Raw genomic sequence first — 17,199 nt, forward strand, 5'->3', positions numbered from 1 at the left:
AAGGCTTAGCCTTGGGTGCCGCTGCGACGCCGGGCGAGCGCAAGACCGGCCAGGCCGGCCAGTGCCAGGCCGAAGCTGTCCGGCTCCGGCACTGCCGCCGCCGCATCGATCTGCGCGGAGAACTCGCCAAACTCGCTGTTCCAGGTGACCGAGGAAAGGTCGATCGCGATGCTGTGGTCGTTCAGCACGGACAAGGCCGGCAAGATGCCGGTGCCGCTGGTGTCCAGCAGCGTGAAGCCGCCGATCCGCTGACCCAGGCCGACGCCGAAATCGAAGACCATGCGGTAGTTGCCAGGGTCGGGCACCGTCTCGTTGAGGATCACGGTCAGCCGGCCGCTGGTCGTGAAGTCGACGCCGAACAGGAAGTCGGCGGTCAAGAACTCGACGCCCGGCTGGTCGCTGGGGTCGATGGCGGTCGTGTTACTGCCCGGTTCCGTGGCGAACCCATGGTCCAGCCCCAGCATGCCTTCATCCGACCCGTTGTAGCTGCCGGTGATCGTGCTGCCTTGCAGGGAAATCGGTGCGGCGCCCGCCTGGCTTGCGGTGAGCGCTGCAGCCAATACCAGTGTCTCCAATATGATTTTTGTTTTCATTTCTTGGTCCTGATCGGTCTAGGTGATGGTGTCGACACGCGAGCGCCGGCGCCGCGCCTCGCTGGGAAACGCGCGCTGTTCGCTATGAATGTCGTTTGGAGAAGCGTGAAGATGCTCGCTGCACTGCCTTGCCGGCCTCGTGGGCTGGCCCGGGGAGCGATCGTGGTGCTAGCGCTTCAGCTCCAGTTGCCGAACTCGGCAGTGGAGCTTGCAGGTTAGCATAAATGAATCAGATTTGGTCGGACCATTTTAAATTTGGTCCGACCGAATATGTTGCATGGATGAAATAAAGCTTCTCAGGCGGCTGCTAGCGCAGCTTCATGCGCGGCAACCAGTGCCTTGTCGCGTTCCTCCACGCGTTTTGCTGCCGGGCGGGCACCCAGCCGCTCCACGTACTCCACGAAAACGGGCAGCGGCGGCACGCCGCCAAATGCGATGCCCCAGCCCAGTGCCGAGGCCCACAGGATGTCGGCAGCCGACATGGTGTCGCCAAGCAGGTAGCGCCCTTGCCGGAGCTGGGCTTCGATCACGCCGATCATGGCGTCGAAACTCCCGTAGGGCGTGTTCATGTGTGACGCCGGTTCGCGCTGCATGAAGCGGTCCACCAGCGCCGGCTCGTAGCAGGCCGCGTAGAAAACCATCCAGCGCAGGTAGGCACCGCGCAGCGGATCGGCGAGCGATGGCGCGAGGCCCGCTTGCGGGAAGCGGTCGGCCAGGTGGATGAAGATCGCCACCTGCTCGGTCACGACGGTGTCGCCGTCCAGGATGGCCGGTACTTTCCCCAAGGGGTTCACGGCCAGGAAGGCGGGCTGGCGCTGTTCGCCGGCCTTCATGTTCAAGACCCGCAGTTCATAAGGTACGCCGAGTTCTTCGAGCAGGATGAAGGTGGAAGACGAGCGGGTATGTGGCGAATGGAAGAAGCTGATGCTGGGCTGTGTGCTCATGGGTGGTCCTCGATGGTTGCTGGGATGTCGGTGTGCCGATCCGCGGTCGACCCACAGCATGGTAAGCCTGCCAAGCTGACATCTTCTGTCAGGTATGGATTACACTGGACCCATGCGCGCCAGCCGACTCCTTTTCATCCTCACCACCCTGCAGGCGCGTGGCCAGGCGACCGCCCGGGCACTCGCCGACGAGTACGGCGTGTCGCTGCGCACGATTTATCGCGACGTCGATGCCTTGAGTGCGGCCGGGATCCCGATCTACAGTGAGCGCGGCAACCTGGGCGGCTACCGCTTGCTGGACGGCTATCGAACGCGCCTGAACGGCATGTCGGCGCTGGAAGCCGAGGCCCTGTTCCTGGGCGGTTTATCCGGACAGGCGGCCGAGCTCGGACTCGGCGCGGCCTGCGCGAGCGCCCGCGACAAGCTGCTGGTAGCGCTTCCCGCCGAAATCCGCGAAGGCGCCGGGCGGATGCGCTTGCGCTTCCATCTGGACGTGCCCGGCTGGTTCGACGCCAGCGAACGCCCGGCCTGCCTGCCGCGGCTGGCGGAAGCCGTCTGGGGTGAACGGCAGATCCGCATCCGCTATCGCAGCTGGAAAGCGGAAAAGGAGCGTGTGCTGGATCCGCTCGGCGTCGTGCTCAAGGGCGGGGCCTGGTACCTGGTGGCCCGGCAGGGAACGAGCGTGCGTACCTATCGGGTCTCGCGCATCCTCGAACTCGACTTGCTCGATGGCCGTATCGACCCGGCCGACGACTTCGACCTGCCGGCCTACTGGACCGAGAATGCCCGCCGCTTCGAGCAGGAGCAGCATCCGGAGCGGGCCAGCCTGCGGCTCTCGCCGTGGGCAGTCAAGATGATGGAGGCCTTTCTGCCGCCCTTCGCCGTCGCTCACGCAGCGATCGCGGATGCGGAGGAGGATGGATGGCGCACCGTCACTCTCCCCGTCGGCCCCCTCCACCACGCCGCGCATGAGCTGCTGCGCTTCGGCGCCGAGGCCGAAGTCATCGAGCCGGAGGCGTTGCGCGTCCACATGGCCCGCATCGCCCGACAGCTGGCTGAGACCTACGGCTGTTGATGATTTTCGCCTTGCCTGGCCTGCTTTACAATTCTTTACCCGCCACACACATTGGCGCCAAACGCCGGCCCCAGAGTGGAGTTCCTTCACTTGGAAAAGGAGCTCTCATGAAAACGCACAGGAATCACCCGGCCCGCGGGTCGCGGCCGGCAAGACGCTGGCTGGCCGCCGTCGCCGTCGCCGTGGCAGCCGCCGGGGCCAGCTTCGCCGGCGCCGCCCCGGGCCTGCATCATCCCGGGCACGCGAGCCCCATGGCCATGGATCCGGCCGCCATGGACGCGCATATCGACAAGATGGTGGCGCAGCTGGCCGGCGATGCCACGCCGGACCAGCAAGCACGGGTCGCCGCCATCGCCAAAAAAGCCATGGCCGACCTGCGCCCCCTGCATGCGCAGCGCCGCCAGCTGCACGAGCGCGCGCATGAGCTGCTGATGGCGCCCGTGGTCGACCGCGGCGCGCTCGAGCTGCTGCGCGCCGGTCATGTGCAGCTGGTCGATGCCGGCAGCCGGCGCATCGTGGAAGCGGTCGCGGACGCCGCCGATGTCCTCACGCCCGAACAGCGCCTTCGCTTCGCCGGGCATTTGAGGCAGCTGATGCTCTAAGGTAAGATGCCCCATGGTCCAGACTGTCCTGATGATCGAAGACGACGAACGCCTGGCCGGGATGGTCGCGACCTATCTTGCGCCGCACGGCTTCGACGTCCGGCATGCCCTGAGCGCGCAGGAGGGCATCGCCATCCTGCAGCGCGAGCAGGACATCAGGCTGGTCCTGCTCGACCTGATGCTGCCCGACGCCGACGGCCTCGATGTCTGCCGCCGGATCCGGGCACTGGCGGCGCCCCTGTGCGCACTTCCGATCGTGATGCTGACCGCAAAAGGCGATCCGCTGGACCGGGTCGTCGGCCTCGAAATCGGCGCCGACGACTACCTTCCCAAACCCTTCGAACCGCGCGAACTGCTGGCGCGGCTGCGCGCCGTGCTGCGGCGTCCGCCGATGGCAGCCGACCCGGCGGCCCGGGTGCTGCGCTTCGGCCGCCTCGAGATCGATCCCGGGGCGCGCACCGTGCGGCTCGATGGCGAAGCGCGCGCGCTGACCGCCTACCAGTTCGACCTGCTGGTCGCCCTGGCCGAACGGGCCGGCCGGGTGCTGTCGCGCGACCAGCTCCTCGAGGCGGTCAAGGGACAGGCCATCGATCCCTTCGACCGTTCGATCGACGTCCACATCGGCCGCCTGCGCCTGGCGATCGAGGACGACGTCAAGCAGCCGCGCCGCATCATCACCGTGCGCGGCGCCGGCTATGTGTTTGCGAAGGTGCACGATGCCTGACGCCGTATCGCGGACGGTCGCGCCCTGGCGCCGCCTGTATGTGCGTTTCTATCTTGCGCTGCTCACCAGCCTGTTGTTGGCCGCCTGCCTGTTCGGCTTCGCACACCTGCACTTCGATCCGTCCCGTGCGGGCCTGGCGATCATCGGCCCGAACCGGCACGCGCTGGGCTTCGTCGTGCTGCTGGCCGTGATCGCCCTGACGGTGGCCCTGTGCGCCTATCCGGTCGTGCGCCGCCTGACCGGGCGTCTCGAGCGGCTGCAAGGCAGCGTCGAAGCCTGGGGCGCGGGACGGCTCGCGACGCGCGTGGCGGTCGAAGGGAAGGATGAAATAGCCGGCCTGGCGGCCAGCTTCAACGACTCGGCCGCGCGCATCGAGGCGCTGGTCGCGTCGCAGAAATCCTTGCTGGCCAACGCCTCCCACGAACTGCGCTCGCCGCTGGCGCGCATCCGGATGGCGGCTGAACTGATGGCGGAGCAGGCTGCACCAGCCCTGCGCGCCGAATTGCAGCGCAACGTCGGCGAACTCGACGCGCTGATCGAGGAGATCCTGCTGGCCAGCCGCCTCGATGCGCCTGGTGCCGCCATGCCTTGTTTCGAAGAGGTCGACCTGACCGGCTTGCTGGCGGAAGAATGTGCCCGCACAGGCGCCGCGCTGGACGCCGGCAGCTTGACCGTCATGGGCGACCCGAAGCTGCTGCGCCGCATGGTGCGCAACCTGCTCGAGAATGCGGTCCGGTACGGGGCCGGTTCCCCCGTCGCGGTACGGCTCGCCGCAAGCGGCGCTGCGGAGCTCCGGCTCGATGTCTGCGACGGCGGCCCCGGCATCCCCGAGCGCGAACGGGAGCGCATCTTCGAGCCCTTCTACCGCATCCCCGGTGCGAGCGAAGCGGCGGGCGGCGTCGGCCTGGGCCTCAGCCTGGTGCGCCAGATCGCGCGCCACCACGGCGGCGAGGCAGGCTGCGAGCCGCGCGATGCCGGCAGCTGCCTGCGCGTGACGCTGCCGCTTAGTGCGCGCGCTCCCAGTTAGGCCCCACACCAGTCTCGGCCACCAGCGGCACGTTCAGCGTGGCTACACTCGCCATCAGCTCCGGCAGCTTCACGCGCACCAGTTCCAGTTCGGCTTCCGGCACCTCGAGCACCAGTTCGTCGTGCACCTGCATGATCATGCGCGTGCCCAGCTTCTCGGTTTCCAGCCAGCCCTGCACCGCGATCATGGCCAGCTTGATCAGGTCGGCCGCCGTGCCCTGCATCGGCGCATTGATCGCCGCGCGTTCGGCGCCGGCGCGGCGCGGGCCGTTCGGGGAGTTGATCTCGGGGAGCCACAGGCGGCGCCCGAACACGGTCTCGACGTAGCCGCGCGCCTTGGCCTGCAGGCGGGTCTCGTCCATGTACTGCTTCACCCCGGCGAAGCGCGCGAAATAGCGGTCGATATAGCTGGCCGCGGCGCCGCGCTCGATGCCCAGGTTCTGGGCCAGGCCGAAGGCGCTCATGCCGTAGATCAGGCCGAAGTTGATCACCTTCGCATAGCGGCGCTGCTCGCTCTGCACTTCATCGGGGGCGATGCCGAAGATCTCGCTTGCTGTGGCGCGGTGGATGTCCTCCCCTTCGGCGAAGGCCTTCAGCATGGCCGGGTCGCCCGAGATGTGCGCCATGATGCGCAGCTCGATCTGCGAATAGTCGGCCGACACGATCACGCTGCCGGGCGGCGCGATGAAGGCTTCGCGGATGCGGCGGCCTTCGGCGTTACGCACCGGGATGTTCTGCAGGTTCGGCTCGTTCGAGGACAGGCGGCCGGTGATCGCCACCGCCTGCGCATAATTCGTGTGCACGCGGCCGGTCGCCGGGTTGACCATCTTCGGCAGCTTGTCCGTATAGGTCGACTTCAGCTTCGACATGCCGCGGTGCTCGAGCAGGATCTTCGGCAGCGGATAGTCCTCGGCCAGCTTCTGCAGCACCTCTTCGTCGGTGGACGGCGCGCCGGTGGCGGTCTTCTTGATCACCGGGAGGCCGAGCTTGACGAAGAAGATCTCGCCGATCTGCTTGGGCGAACCGAGGTTGAAGGGGCCGCCGGCCAATTCATACGCCTGCTGCTCCAGCTCCTGCATGCGCGCGCCCAGTTCGCCCGACTGCACGCCCAGCAGCTCGGCGTCGATCAGCACGCCGTTACGCTCGATCTTCTGCAGCACCTCCATGGTCGGCATCTCGATGTTGCGGTAGATGTAAGTCAGGCCCTTGTCGGCTTCGACGTGGGGCAGCATGGTCTGGTGCAGGCGCAGCGTGATGTCGGAATCCTCGCCGGCGTATTCGGTGGCGCGGCCCAGCTCGACCTGGTCGAAGCAGATCATGTTGGCACCCTTGCCGCACACGTCGACGAAGGGAATCGTGGTGTAGCCGAGGTGGCGCATCGCCATCGTGTCCATGTCGTGCGGCTTGTGCGACTCGAACACGTAGGACTGCAGCAGGGTGTCATGCACGATCCCCTTCAGCTTGATGCCGTGGTTCTCGAAGATGTGCATGTCGTACTTCAGGTTCTGGCCCAGCTTGGGCTTGGCCGGATTCTCCAGCCAGGACCGCATCCGCTCCAGCACGTGCTCGCGCGACAGCTGGTCGGGCGCACCGGCATAGCGGTGCGCCACCGGGATGTAGGCGCCCTTGCCGGCCTCGGTCGACAGCGAGATGCCGACCATCTCGGCCGTCATCGGATCGAGCGAGGTGGTTTCGGTATCGACCGAAGTCAGCGCGGCCGCGTCGACCAGGGCCAGCCATTTATCCAGCTGCTCGTCGGTGAGCACGGTCTCGTACTCGCCCTTGATGATGGCCATGCCCGGCAGGGTGCCGGATGCGCCTTCGGGGGAATTCAGCGGCGCGCCGCCCGGACCGGCGCCGCGCGCCGGCGCCACCGCGCCGTCGGCACGGCCACCGCCGCCCAGTTCGCGCAGCATGGTCTTGAAGCCGTAGCGCTGGAAGAAATCGCGCAGGGCTTCCGCGTTTTCCGGACGGCCGATCAGGGTTTCCTCGAACGAGACCACGTGGTTCACCAGGTCGCAGTCGGTCTTCACGGTGATCAGCTCGCGGCCCTTGGGCAGCCATTCGAGCGCGGCGCGCAGGTTCTCGCCGACCGCGCCGGTGATCGCATGCGCGTTTTCGATCACGCCGTCGAGCGAACCGTGCAGGGTCAGCCACTTCACCGCCGTCTTCGGGCCGCACTTGTTCACACCCGGGACATTGTCGACGGTGTCGCCGATCAGGGTCAGGTAGTCGATGATGCGGTTCGGAGCCACGCCGAACTTGGCGATCACCCCGGCTTCGTCGAGCTTGTCGTTGGTCATGGTATTGATGAGCATGACCTTGTCGTTGACCAGCTGGGCCAGGTCCTTGTCGCCGGTCGAGATCACCGTCTTCATGCCGCGCGCCGTCGCCTGCACGGCCAGGGTGCCGATCACGTCGTCGGCCTCGACGCCGTCGACCATCAGGATCGGCCAGCCCATGTAGCGCACCACTTCATGGATCGGTTCGATCTGCTTGCCCAGGTCTTCCGGCATGGAGGCGCGGGTGGCCTTGTATTCCGGGTAGAGGTCGTCGCGGAAGGTCTTGCCCTTGGCGTCGAAGACGCAGGCGATGTAGGCCGCCGGGTAGTCGGCGCGCAGGCGGCGCAGCATGTTGACCATCCCGTGCATGGCGCCGGTCGGGAAGCCGTCCGGGCTGCGCAGGTCGGGCAGCGCGTGGTAGGCGCGGTAGAGATAGCTGGAACCGTCAACGAGCAGCAGGGTATTTTCCATAGGGCGACAAAAAAGTGAGCCGGCGCGGCCGCGCCAAAAGTGTCCGGCATTATCGCAGAATCAGCTTGACCGACGCACAAGAGATGCCGGGCCCTGCGCTTGAAATACGCACACTTTTTACAGGGAAGCGTGTCGGTTTGTTACAATGAACCAAACGACACAAGGTGACCATCATGTTGCGCACATCTTCCCGCCTGAAACTCCTTTCGCTGTGCCTGATCGCGCACGCCGGCCTGGCCGCGGCGCAATCCCAGCAGCAGGCGCCCACGCAACAGCGTCCGGCACAGACGCCGCCCCAGCTCGAGCGCATCGAGCCGGGCAGCGACGTGCCGGCTACTACCATTCCGCCGAAAGAACGTACCCGCATCACCGAAAAGCGGAACAACAGCGGACAGGTCACCGAAGTGGAAGTACAAAGCGGCAAGAGCCGCTACATCATGAAACCCAACGTTGCACCCGGAAACGCCCAACCCGGCGATGCCCAGAGCAGCGCGATCCGCGCCCCACAATGGCAGGTCATGGAATTCGACTTCGGTAATCCGAAAAAGCAGGCCGCCGATCCGGCGACCGCGGCCCCGTCGCCGGCACCGGCCAAGCCGGGCGTGCCCCCGCGCGCCGATGCGCCGCCTCCGCCACCACTGGAACCAGTCGAAAAAAAATAATCCTGACGCCACCCTCCGCGGTGGCCGACCCTCACCTTTGTTGCTAGCTCATGGCAGTTTTCACCGCGGTCTCGCTGGACGACCTTTCCCAGTGGATCAAGCAGTTCCCCCTCGGCCGCGCCCTCGCGCTGCAGGGCATTTCCTCCGGCATCGACAATAGCAATTTCTTCCTCACGACAGAGCGTGGGGAATTCGTGCTGACCATTTTCGAAAACCTCGGCTTCGAGCAACTGCCCTTCTACGTGCAGCTGATGCGCCACCTGGCCGAGCGCGGCATCCCGGTGCCGGCGCCGGTGCCGAATGCGGACGGCGAGCTGGTGGTCACCCTGCACGGCAAGCCGGCGATCATCGTCAGCCGCCTGAGCGGGGCCTCGCAGATGGCCCCGCAGCCGCCGCATTGCGCCGAAGTCGGCACGATGCTGGCGCGCATGCACCTGGCCGGGCGCGATTTCCCGCTGGTGCAGCCGAACCTGCGTGGCCTGGACTGGATCACGGCGACGGCGCCCACCGTGCTGCCGCTGGTATCCAGGCCGGAAGCGGAGCTGCTGCACAATGAAGTGCGCTTCCAGACCGATTTTGCCGCGACCGCCACCTACGCCGCCCTCACCCGCGGCCCGGTGCACGCCGACCTGTTCCGCAATAACGTGATGTTCGAAGGCGAGCGCCTGAGCGGCTGCTTCGACTTCTATTTCGCCGGCGTCGATACCTGGCTGTTCGACGTCGCCGTGACCGTCAACGACTGGTGCGTCGATCTCGCCTCGGGCGTGCTCGATGAAGCGCGCGTGCAGGCCCTGCTCGCGGCCTACCACGCCGTGCGTCCGTTCACGCCCCAGGAACACGCCGCCTGGCTGCCGATGCTGCGCGCCGGTGCGCTGCGTTTCTGGCTGTCGCGCCTGTACGATCTCCATATTCCGCGTGCGGCAGAATTGCTGACGCCGCACGACCCCACCCATTTTGAACGTATCCTGCGCGCACGCATCGAACGTGGCGCGTCCGAACTGCCTACATGAACTCTATCCCCGCAATCACCGGCTGGCACTGGCTCAAGCAAGGCGCCGGCCTGTTCCGCAAGCAACCGGCCGCCCTCACCACCCTGCTGTTCGCGAACATCCTGATCAGCATCGGCATCAGTGCCGTGCCCCTGCTCGGGCCGATGATCGCGGTGGTGTTGATTCCCTCGTTCTCGATGGCCTTCATGAAGGCCTGCCTGATGATCGAGAACGGCGAACGGGTGACGCCGGGCGTGCTGCTGACGGGCTTCCGCCAGCCGGTGGTCAAGGATTTGTGCAAGGTCGGCCTGATCTACCTGGGCGTGTCGCTGCTGATGGCCCTGATCACCCGCTTCGCAGTCGATCCGGGCTTCTGGGAGCAAGTGGCGCGCCAGGGCCGCGAAGGCGGCCAGCCGCAGGTGGCGGGCTCGGACATCCTGGCGATGTTCATGATTTTCGGCCTGGACGTGGCGGCGCTGATGTCGCTGTGCTTCGCCGCCCCGCTCACCTACTGGCAGAAGATGGGGCCGGGCAAGGCGGTGTTCTACAGCTTCTTCGCGGTGCTGCGCAGCGCCCGCGTGTTCATCGTGCTGCTGCTGGCCTGGTTCGCGATCTTCTTCGGGATCTGCATGGTGATCACCCTGCTGCTGGGCGCCTCGAACATGACGCGGGTGGTGATCATGTGGCTGATCTTCCTGTTCATCCTGCTGCTGCAGTGCGCGATGTATGCGGGCTACCGGCAGATTTTCGGGAAGCCGGTGGACAGTACGCCGACCGGATCGGTCAATCTGAGCAAATAAAAAAAAGCGGGCATGCCCGCTTTTTTCATGTGTGTCGGGTTCAGCGCCCCACCCGCTCCAACTTCGCAATCGACAGGTCCAGCACCTTCATCCCCGCCGCGCCGAAGTTGATCTGGGCGCGCGCCGCGCCCGCCCCGCCTTCGATATTCACGATCACGCCTTCGCCGAACTTGGCATGCGCGACCGACTCGCCCACGCGCCAGCCCGAGCCGTTGCCCGACTTCTGCGTGATCTGCTGCGCGATCTTGTTGTCCGAGCCGTCGCGGAAGGCCGCGTCGTCCCAGGCCGTGGTCTGCTTGCGGCCGCCGAACCACTGGGTCTGCACGCGCGGCGACAGCCACTTGATCGACTCCTCCGGCAGCTCGTCGAAGAAGCGCGACTTCATGTTGAAGCGGGTCTGGCCGTGCAGCATGCGCTGCTGGGTAAAGCTCATGTACAGGCGCTTGCGTGCGCGCGTGATCGCCACGTACATCAGGCGCCGTTCTTCATCGACGCCATCGAGCTCGCGCGCGCTGCTCTCGTGCGGGAACAGGCCTTCTTCCAGGCCGGTGATGAATACCGCGTCGAATTCCAGGCCCTTGGCCGAGTGCACCGTCATCAGCTGCAGGGCGTCCTGGCCGGCCTGGGCCTGGGCGTCGCCCGCCTCCAGCGAAGCGTGGGTGAGGAAGGCCGACAGCGGCGACATCACGCTGGCCAGCGGCGCATCGGAATCGAGGATCTCGATGCCGTCCTGGTTGACGATCGCTTCGCCCGCCTGCGGCAGCGCCTGCGGGCCGAGGTGGGCCGGGGCGCCCTGGCCGAAGCCTTCTTCCTGCACGAACTGGGTGGCGGCGTTGACCATCTGCTCCAGGTTCTCGATGCGGTCGGCGCCCTCTTTCTCGTTCTGGTAGTGCTGCAGGAGGCCGCTGCGTTCCAGCACCACGCGCACCAGTTCCGGGAGCGGCAGCTGCTGGGTTTCGAAGCGAGCCGACTCGACCAGCTTCACAAAAGCGCCCAGCGAAGTGCCGGCCTTGCCGGTCATGTAAGGCACCGCCGCGTACAGCGAGATGCCGTAGGAGTCGGCCGCCATCTGCAGCTGCTCGATCGAGCGCGCGCCGATGCCGCGGGTCGGGAAGTTCACCACGCGCAGGAAGGCCGAATCGTTGTGCGGATTGTCCATCAGCTGCAGATAGGCGATCGCGTGCTTGACCTCGGCGCGCTGGAAGTAGCGCAGGCCGCCGTACACGGTATAGGGCAGGCCGGCCGCGAACAGCGCATGCTCGATCACGCGGCTCTGCGCATTCGAGCGGTACAGGATCGCGATCTCGCTGCGCGGCAGGCCCTCGGCCATCAGGCTCTTGGCTTCCTCGATGATCCACTGGGCTTCTTCCAGGTCGGAGGTCGCCTCGTAGACGCGCACCTGTTCGCCCTGGCCCGCGTCGGTACGCAGGTTCTTGCCGAGGCGCTTGGTGTTGTTCGCGATGAGGTAGTTGGCACTGTCGAGGATGTGGCCGTAGGAGCGGTAGTTCTGCTCCAGCTTGATCAGGTTCTTGACGCGGAATTCGCGCTCGAAGGCCTGCATATTGCCGACGTTGGCGCCGCGGAAGGCATAGATGCTCTGGTCGTCGTCGCCCACCGCGAAGATGGCGCCGCCGCCTTCTTCGTCATGGCCGGCCAGCAGCTTCAAGAGGTTGTACTGCAGGTCGTTGGTATCCTGGAACTCGTCCACCAGAATGTGGCGGAAACGCATCTGGTAGTGGTGGCGCAATGGCCCGTTACGCGCCAGCAGCTCGTACGATCGCAGCAGCAGCTCGGCGAAATCCACCACGCCCTCGCGCTGGCACTGGCCCTCGTACACCTCGTAGAGCTCGATCATGCGGCGCTCGATCGGGTCGTTCGGTTCGAGACGGTTCGCGCGCAGGCCCTGCTCCTTCGCGTTGTTGATGAAGTACATCAGCGCCTTGGCCGGGTACTTCTCGTCGTCGACGTTGTGCGCCTTCAGCATGCGCTTGATCAGCGACAGCTGGTCCTGCGAATCGAGGATCTGGAAGGCCTGGGGCAGCGCCGCATCTTTATAGTGGGTGCGCAGCAGGCGGTTGCACAGGCCGTGGAAGGTGCCGATCCACATGCCGCGCGTATTAATCGGCAGCATCGAGGACAGGCGGGTCAGCATCTCCTTCGCCGCCTTGTTGGTGAAGGTCACCGCCATGATGCCGGCGGGCGACACCTGCCCGGTCTGGATCAGCCAGGCGATGCGGGTCGTCAGCACGCGCGTCTTGCCGGAACCGGCGCCGGCCAGGATCAGCGCGCTCTGCGACGGCAGGGTGACGGCGGCGAGCTGTTCGGGATTGAGGTTATGAAGGAGATTCTGCATCCGGCCATTATAACGCCGGGATTACTGTATGCCCATCCAGCTTTGCAACAGTCGTCGCAGCTGTTGTTTACTTCCCCGCAGAGCGGGTAGTCGGGTACTCGGGTAGCCCGTCATCCATCTTCATCCAGCCCAGGCGGCTGCGCACGAAGGTGTGGTCGCCCGGCGGCACCTGTTCCGGATCGTCGAGGCTGGCGCTGGCGATGTCGAGTTCTTCCGGCCAGCGCGCGTCCTCGAAGCTGAGCGTGGTGCCGCACTGCGGGCAGAAGCCGCGCAGCACCTGTTCGCTCGACGCGAAGTGCAGCGGCGCACCTTGCGTGAAGCGGAAATCGGCGCGGCGGGCGCTGAACCAGGCCACCGCCGGTGCGCCGGAGATCCTGCGGCAGTCGGTGCAATGGCATAGCGTGCTGTTGAATATGTCGCCCGTCACCTGGTAGCGAACTGCACCGCAGAAACATCCTCCTTGCAAGTCCATTCGGTCTCCTTTCTGGCCGCCAACAACGAGCTCATCAGTATAAGCGGCCCATCCTTTCGCGCGCCGCCCGATTATCTTTTCGCTTATTTTAATGACAGATTCGCGAGCTGCTCGCGACACAATGCATGGCCCGCCGGACCAGTATGTATCGATTCATTGGCCTTCGCATGCCACGTTTCGGGCCAGATACATCGCGCATGCGACATGGCTGCTACCAAAGGAGAATTCTTATGCTGAACCGCGTAGTTACCGTTGCCGCGCTCGCCGTCGGCGGCATGATGCTGTCCAAAAAACTGAAACAAAATCGTGGCGGCTCCGGCGCCAGCTCGTCGGTGTCCGAATCGATCGAGATCAACGTCCCGGTCAAGACGGCCTATAACCAGTGGACCCAGTTCGAAGACTTCCCGCAATTCATGAAGAGCGTGAAGGAAATCCGCCAGCTGGACGACAAGCACCTGCACTGGCGCGCCAACGTGGCCGGCGAAGAGAAAGAGTGGGATGCCGAGATCACCGAACAGATCCCGGACAAGCGCATCGCATGGCGCAGCGTCACCGGCGTGAAGAACGGCGGCGTCGCGACCTTCCACAAGATCTCGGAGAACTGCTGCCGCGTCATGGTCCAGATGGATTATGAACCGGATGGCGCGCTGGAATCCGTCGGCGATGCCATGGGCGCCGTGCGCATGGAACTGCGTGGCAACCTGCATAACTTCAAGGAAATGCTGGAAAAGCGCGGCTCGGAAACCGGCGCATGGCGCGGCGAGATCAAGCAGCACTGATAGCAGGCTTCAGCGCTTGAGGACGGCCTGCCGCAGCGGCAGGCCGTTTTTCTTGTTCAACCCGCTTGCGGCACCGGCTTCGCCAAGCCCTTCTCGCGCGCTTCGCGGATCAGGGAGCGCACCGTCTGGTCGGCCGCCTTGCTCTCGCGCTCCATTTCCTTGCCGAGCGCGCCCATCTTCTTGCCGATCGCATCCATCGGCTTGCCGGCCTCGCTCATGCGGCGGCCGATCTCGTCCATGGATTTCTGCGCCTGGCGCATGCCCGGCTCATTGTGCACCTGGCCCATCTCGCTGCCCACGACCGACATCTGCTTGCCGAGTTCGCCCATGCGGCTCTGAAGGCGCTCGCGCTCCTTGATGCTGTCGGTTGCCCCCATCTGCTTGCCGAGCGTCTCCATCTCTTCGCCGAGCACCTTCATGCGGGCTTCGATGGCGCGCATCCTGGTCTCGTCCGGCTTGAAGCCGCGCGCCGCCACGTCCATTTCCTTGCCGAGCGCATCCATCTTCTTGCCGTGCACGTCCATCTCCTTGCCGTGCAGGTCCATCTGGGCGCCCAGCTTGTTCATCGGCGCCCAGGCCGCGTCGACCCTGGCCATTACGCTCGGATCCTGGATGTAATACGCTTGGCCGCCTTCGCGGAACCACAGGAAGTCGCCGCCGATGCGGCGTTTGGCTTCCTTGATGTCGTCCCAGTCCTCGCTGCTGCCGCTCATGCTCGTGTTCTTGTCGTTGGCACGCACGACGGCATAGGGATCTTCCCGGCCGGCCTTGCGGACCACGCGGCGCTCGGCCGGCGCGTCGACACGGGGTTCGGGACGCGGTGCCGGCTCGGCACGCGGCGCCGGCGCAGGTTGCTCCGCGGCGGCGTGCACCGGCGTCGACCAGGAATAGAAGGCCGCGGCGGTGGCCAGGCCCAGGATCGGGAGGGCGAGTTTCCAGTTCAGGGGTTCGGCTTCGGGACGAACCAGGCGTTTGATGCGGGACATAAGATTTCCTCCATGTGCTGCTGGGGCAAGTTGCGGGGTGAACTGGAACAGGTCCAGTTCGGACAATGCAAGTGCCAGGCGCCGCGGTTCGCCGAGCGTGCTTGCGGCTACATCATCTGCAATCTGTTCGCGCTCTTCGCGGATCCGGTTCGACAGCCACCACACGGCCGGGTGATAGAACAGCAGGATCTCGATCGCGCTCTGGATCAAATTCACCAGGTAATCACAACGGCGCACGTGGGCCAGCTCGTGGGCCAGCAGCGCTTCCAGCAACTGCGGCGGCATGCCGGAGACCAGCGCGGCCGGCACCAGCACTACCGGGCGCCACCAGCCGGCCGTCACCGGGCTGGCCAGCTCATTGGCCACGTCATCGACGATGCCGAGCGTGACGCGACGGGCGATGCCCATGGCGCGCGCCATGCCGTCGAGCCGCGCCTGCCAGACCGGGTCGACCCGGTACTGGCCGGGCCGGCTGCGCCGGCGCACCCAGGCCAGGCCCAGCACCATGCGCAGCGCCAGCAGTCCGGCGCCGAGCGCCCAGAACAGCAGCACCAGGGGCAGGCGTTCCTGGAAGGCCGATTCCCAGCCTGCGAACCTACCGGCATCGATGACCGCCACCGGAAGCGCCGACACGGTGGCCGCCACCGCCCCCGTCGCCACCAGCGGCAGCGCGGACGTGGCCACCCCGGCATCCGCCGCGGCGATACGCTCGATCATCCCGGCCAGCGGCAGGGCTGCGCACAGCAGCAGCGCAGCGCAGGCGACCAGGTAGCGTGCCTGCGGCCGCGCCTTGCGCATCAGCGCCAGCAGCAGCGCGGCCGCCCAGCCGACCAGCAGGCCCTGCCACAGAAAATCGATCAGTGCCCAGGCCAGGCTGGAGGCCACAGTGCCGACCAGTTCGTTCATCGGGTGTTCCCCCTCATCGTTGGCAACTAGATTAAAAGTTCTAGATAAAATTGTCTAGAACTTTTTTTCTACTTCTGGACGGACGCTACCGGCCAGCTTGCACTCTAGGCGCGCACGGACCTGCCGACCAGCCCGGTGCGACAGGCGGCAAGAATCGCGGTACAGAACGGAAAACGCGGCCCGGAGGCCGCGCGGAGAAAACCAGAGGCAGGCCAAACTGGCCTGCGGGCGGAATCAGTAGACGACGACGGAGCGGATCGACTCGCCCGACTTCATCAGGTCGAAGCCTTCGTTGATGCGCTCGAGCGGCAGGTGGTGGGTGATCAGGTCGTCGATGTTGATCTTGTTTTCCATGTACCAGTCGACGATCTTCGGCACGTCGGTGCGGCCGCGCGCGCCGCCGAATGCGGAGCCCTTCCACACCCGGCCCGTCACCAGCTGGAACGGACGGGTCGAGATCTCCTGGCCGGCCGCCGCCACGCCGATGATGATCGACTGGCCCCAGCCCTTGTGGCAGCACTCGAGCGCCTGGCGCATGGTGGTGACGTTGCCGACGCATTCGAAGCTGTAGTCGGTGCCGCCGTCGGTCAGCTGGACGATGGTGTCGACCACGTTCTCGACCTTGGTCGGGTTGATGAAGTGGGTCATGCCGAACTTGCGCGCCATCGCTTCGCGCTCCGGGTTCAGGTCCACGCCGATGATCTTGTCGGCGCCAACCATCTTCGCCGCCTGGATCACGTTCAGGCCGATGCCGCCCAGGCCGAACACGACCACGTTGGCGCCCGCCTCCACCTTGGCGGTGAAGATCACGGCGCCGATGCCGGTGGTGACGCCGCAGCCGATGTAGCAGATCTTGTCGAAGGGCGCGTCCGAACGCACCTTGGCCAGCGCGATTTCCGGCACCACGATGTAGTTCGAGAAGGTCGAGGTACCCATGTAGTGGTACAGCGGCTTGCCGTCCAGCGAGAAGCGCGAGGTCGCGTCAGGCATCAGGCCGCGGCCCTGGGTCGAGCGGATCGCCTGGCACAAGTTGGTTTTTTGCGACAGGCAGAACTTGCACTGGCGGCATTCGGGGGTGTACAGCGGGATGACGTGGTCGTCCTTGCGCAGGCTGGTGACACCAGGGCCGACGTCCACCACCACGCCCGCGCCTTCATGACCGAGGATGGCCGGGAACAGACCTTCCGGATCGGCGCCCGACAGGGTGTAGTAGTCGGTGTGGCAGATGCCGGTGGCCTTGACTTCGACCAGCACCTCACCGGCCTTCGGGCCTTCGAGCTCGACTTCTTCGATCGTGAGCGGATGGCCCGCCTTCCATGCAACTGCAGCCTTGGTTTTCATGTGTTCCCTTCCTGAACAGGTTGTTGTGCAACGACAACAAATTTGCAACGCTGTAAAGTTTGGAATGATAGCAAGGAGTGCGCAGGCGCGTGGCGCGGGCTGCGCTATGGGGCGAGAGGAGAAGCTCGAGAATTGTGTCGACTGCAGACGTTTGGGGAAAAAGATAACACGTCGTAAAGACGTCGTGCGTGGAG

Annotated in this window: 15 protein-coding genes; 8 read left to right on the forward strand and 7 right to left on the reverse strand. The window is 65.6% G+C overall.

Going from position 1 to position 17,199, the window contains the following annotated elements:
* Positions 1-5: 5 nt before the first annotated feature.
* Both ACSQ25_RS20405 and ACSQ25_RS20410 read right to left on the reverse strand, forming a co-directional pair.
* Positions 6-593: a PEP-CTERM sorting domain-containing protein gene (locus ACSQ25_RS20405; protein ID WP_436107493.1), complete on the reverse strand. Its 588-nt coding sequence runs from the start codon at positions 591-593 to the stop codon at positions 6-8.
* Positions 594-889: 296 nt separating this feature from the next.
* Positions 890-1,537, reverse strand: a complete 648-nt coding sequence (locus tag ACSQ25_RS20410; protein WP_436107494.1) for a glutathione S-transferase family protein — start codon at positions 1,535-1,537, stop codon at positions 890-892.
* Positions 1,538-1,649: 112 nt separating this feature from the next.
* Here ACSQ25_RS20410 and ACSQ25_RS20415 point away from each other — a divergent pair, with 112 nt between their 5' ends.
* The 4 genes from ACSQ25_RS20415 (at position 1,650) to ACSQ25_RS20430 (ending at position 4,965) form a co-directional block, all read left to right on the forward strand.
* Positions 1,650-2,612: a helix-turn-helix transcriptional regulator gene (locus ACSQ25_RS20415; RefSeq protein ID WP_436107495.1), complete on the forward strand. Its 963-nt coding sequence runs from the start codon at positions 1,650-1,652 to the stop codon at positions 2,610-2,612.
* A gap of 107 nt (positions 2,613-2,719) precedes the next feature.
* Positions 2,720-3,214, forward strand: coding sequence for a periplasmic heavy metal sensor (locus tag ACSQ25_RS20420; RefSeq protein ID WP_436107496.1), 495 nt, complete (start codon positions 2,720-2,722; stop codon positions 3,212-3,214).
* Positions 3,215-3,227: 13 nt separating this feature from the next.
* The gene (locus tag ACSQ25_RS20425) at positions 3,228-3,938 is read left to right on the forward strand and encodes a winged helix-turn-helix domain-containing protein (RefSeq protein WP_436107497.1); all 711 of its coding nucleotides are present in this window, start codon (positions 3,228-3,230) and stop codon (positions 3,936-3,938) included.
* The gene (locus ACSQ25_RS20430; RefSeq protein WP_436107498.1) at positions 3,931-4,965 is read left to right on the forward strand and encodes a sensor histidine kinase; all 1,035 of its coding nucleotides are present in this window, start codon (positions 3,931-3,933) and stop codon (positions 4,963-4,965) included. Before ACSQ25_RS20425 ends, ACSQ25_RS20430 begins: the two co-directional genes overlap by 8 nt.
* Here the strand turns inward: ACSQ25_RS20430 and polA are convergent.
* Positions 4,943-7,717 carry a DNA polymerase I gene (gene polA, locus ACSQ25_RS20435; protein ID WP_436107499.1) on the reverse strand — a complete coding sequence of 925 codons (2,775 nt, stop codon included), beginning with the start codon at positions 7,715-7,717 and terminating at the stop codon, positions 4,943-4,945. The genes ACSQ25_RS20430 and polA overlap by 23 nt on opposite strands.
* Before the next feature lie 173 nt (positions 7,718-7,890).
* On the opposite strand from polA, the gene ACSQ25_RS20440 reads away from it, so the two are divergent.
* The 3 genes from ACSQ25_RS20440 to ACSQ25_RS20450 are packed head-to-tail and all read left to right on the forward strand — an operon-like array spanning position 7,891 to position 10,168.
* Positions 7,891-8,379 (forward strand): hypothetical protein, encoded by a 489-nt coding sequence (locus tag ACSQ25_RS20440; RefSeq protein WP_436107500.1) that lies wholly within the window; start codon positions 7,891-7,893, stop codon positions 8,377-8,379.
* Positions 8,380-8,429: 50 nt separating this feature from the next.
* Positions 8,430-9,389 carry a homoserine kinase gene (locus ACSQ25_RS20445; RefSeq protein WP_436107501.1) on the forward strand — a complete coding sequence of 320 codons (960 nt, stop codon included), beginning with the start codon at positions 8,430-8,432 and terminating at the stop codon, positions 9,387-9,389.
* A complete protein-coding gene (locus ACSQ25_RS20450; protein WP_436107502.1) occupies positions 9,386-10,168 on the forward strand; it encodes a BPSS1780 family membrane protein in 783 nt (260 codons plus the stop codon). Before ACSQ25_RS20445 ends, ACSQ25_RS20450 begins: the two co-directional genes overlap by 4 nt.
* A 40-nt stretch (positions 10,169-10,208) precedes the next feature.
* Here ACSQ25_RS20450 and ACSQ25_RS20455 read toward each other — a convergent pair whose 3' ends face one another.
* Complete coding sequence (locus tag ACSQ25_RS20455; RefSeq protein ID WP_436107503.1) at positions 10,209-12,521, reverse strand: UvrD-helicase domain-containing protein; 2,313 nt, start codon at positions 12,519-12,521, stop codon at positions 10,209-10,211.
* A 67-nt stretch (positions 12,522-12,588) separates the two neighbouring features.
* Positions 12,589-12,993 (reverse strand): GFA family protein, encoded by a 405-nt coding sequence (locus ACSQ25_RS20460; protein WP_436107504.1) that lies wholly within the window; start codon positions 12,991-12,993, stop codon positions 12,589-12,591.
* Positions 12,994-13,223: 230 nt separating this feature from the next.
* Here ACSQ25_RS20460 and ACSQ25_RS20465 point away from each other — a divergent pair, with 230 nt between their 5' ends.
* Positions 13,224-13,772, forward strand: a complete 549-nt coding sequence (locus ACSQ25_RS20465; protein ID WP_436107505.1) for an SRPBCC family protein — start codon at positions 13,224-13,226, stop codon at positions 13,770-13,772.
* A 56-nt stretch (positions 13,773-13,828) separates the two neighbouring features.
* Here ACSQ25_RS20465 and ACSQ25_RS20470 read toward each other — a convergent pair whose 3' ends face one another.
* Positions 13,829-15,664, reverse strand: coding sequence for a M56 family metallopeptidase (locus ACSQ25_RS20470; RefSeq protein WP_436107506.1), 1,836 nt, complete (start codon positions 15,662-15,664; stop codon positions 13,829-13,831).
* A gap of 234 nt (positions 15,665-15,898) precedes the next feature.
* Complete coding sequence (locus tag ACSQ25_RS20475; RefSeq protein WP_436107507.1) at positions 15,899-17,005, reverse strand: S-(hydroxymethyl)glutathione dehydrogenase/class III alcohol dehydrogenase; 1,107 nt, start codon at positions 17,003-17,005, stop codon at positions 15,899-15,901.
* Positions 17,006-17,199 lie beyond the last annotated feature (194 nt).

It is taken from the genome of Massilia sp. LjRoot122 (assembly GCF_964252725.1).
Taxonomy (GTDB): Bacteria; Pseudomonadota; Gammaproteobacteria; order Burkholderiales; family Burkholderiaceae_D; genus Telluria.

What these genes read in the sequence shown, in the direction of transcription:
- ACSQ25_RS20405 (WP_436107493.1), bottom strand. Translation starts at nt 593, where the DNA reads ATGAAAACAAAAATCATATTGGAGACACTGGTATTGGCTGCAGCGCTC.
- ACSQ25_RS20410 (WP_436107494.1), bottom strand. Translation starts at nt 1,537, where the DNA reads ATGAGCACACAGCCCAGCATCAGCTTCTTCCATTCGCCACATACCCGC.
- ACSQ25_RS20415 (WP_436107495.1), top strand. Translation starts at nt 1,650, where the DNA reads ATGCGCGCCAGCCGACTCCTTTTCATCCTCACCACCCTGCAGGCGCGT.
- ACSQ25_RS20420 (WP_436107496.1), top strand. Translation starts at nt 2,720, where the DNA reads ATGAAAACGCACAGGAATCACCCGGCCCGCGGGTCGCGGCCGGCAAGA.
- ACSQ25_RS20425 (WP_436107497.1), top strand. Translation starts at nt 3,228, where the DNA reads ATGGTCCAGACTGTCCTGATGATCGAAGACGACGAACGCCTGGCCGGG.
- ACSQ25_RS20430 (WP_436107498.1), top strand. Translation starts at nt 3,931, where the DNA reads ATGCCTGACGCCGTATCGCGGACGGTCGCGCCCTGGCGCCGCCTGTAT.
- polA (WP_436107499.1), bottom strand. Translation starts at nt 7,717, where the DNA reads ATGGAAAATACCCTGCTGCTCGTTGACGGTTCCAGCTATCTCTACCGC.
- ACSQ25_RS20440 (WP_436107500.1), top strand. Translation starts at nt 7,891, where the DNA reads ATGTTGCGCACATCTTCCCGCCTGAAACTCCTTTCGCTGTGCCTGATC.
- ACSQ25_RS20445 (WP_436107501.1), top strand. Translation starts at nt 8,430, where the DNA reads ATGGCAGTTTTCACCGCGGTCTCGCTGGACGACCTTTCCCAGTGGATC.
- ACSQ25_RS20450 (WP_436107502.1), top strand. Translation starts at nt 9,386, where the DNA reads ATGAACTCTATCCCCGCAATCACCGGCTGGCACTGGCTCAAGCAAGGC.
- ACSQ25_RS20455 (WP_436107503.1), bottom strand. Translation starts at nt 12,521, where the DNA reads ATGCAGAATCTCCTTCATAACCTCAATCCCGAACAGCTCGCCGCCGTC.
- ACSQ25_RS20460 (WP_436107504.1), bottom strand. Translation starts at nt 12,993, where the DNA reads ATGGACTTGCAAGGAGGATGTTTCTGCGGTGCAGTTCGCTACCAGGTG.
- ACSQ25_RS20465 (WP_436107505.1), top strand. Translation starts at nt 13,224, where the DNA reads ATGCTGAACCGCGTAGTTACCGTTGCCGCGCTCGCCGTCGGCGGCATG.
- ACSQ25_RS20470 (WP_436107506.1), bottom strand. Translation starts at nt 15,664, where the DNA reads ATGAACGAACTGGTCGGCACTGTGGCCTCCAGCCTGGCCTGGGCACTG.
- ACSQ25_RS20475 (WP_436107507.1), bottom strand. Translation starts at nt 17,005, where the DNA reads ATGAAAACCAAGGCTGCAGTTGCATGGAAGGCGGGCCATCCGCTCACG.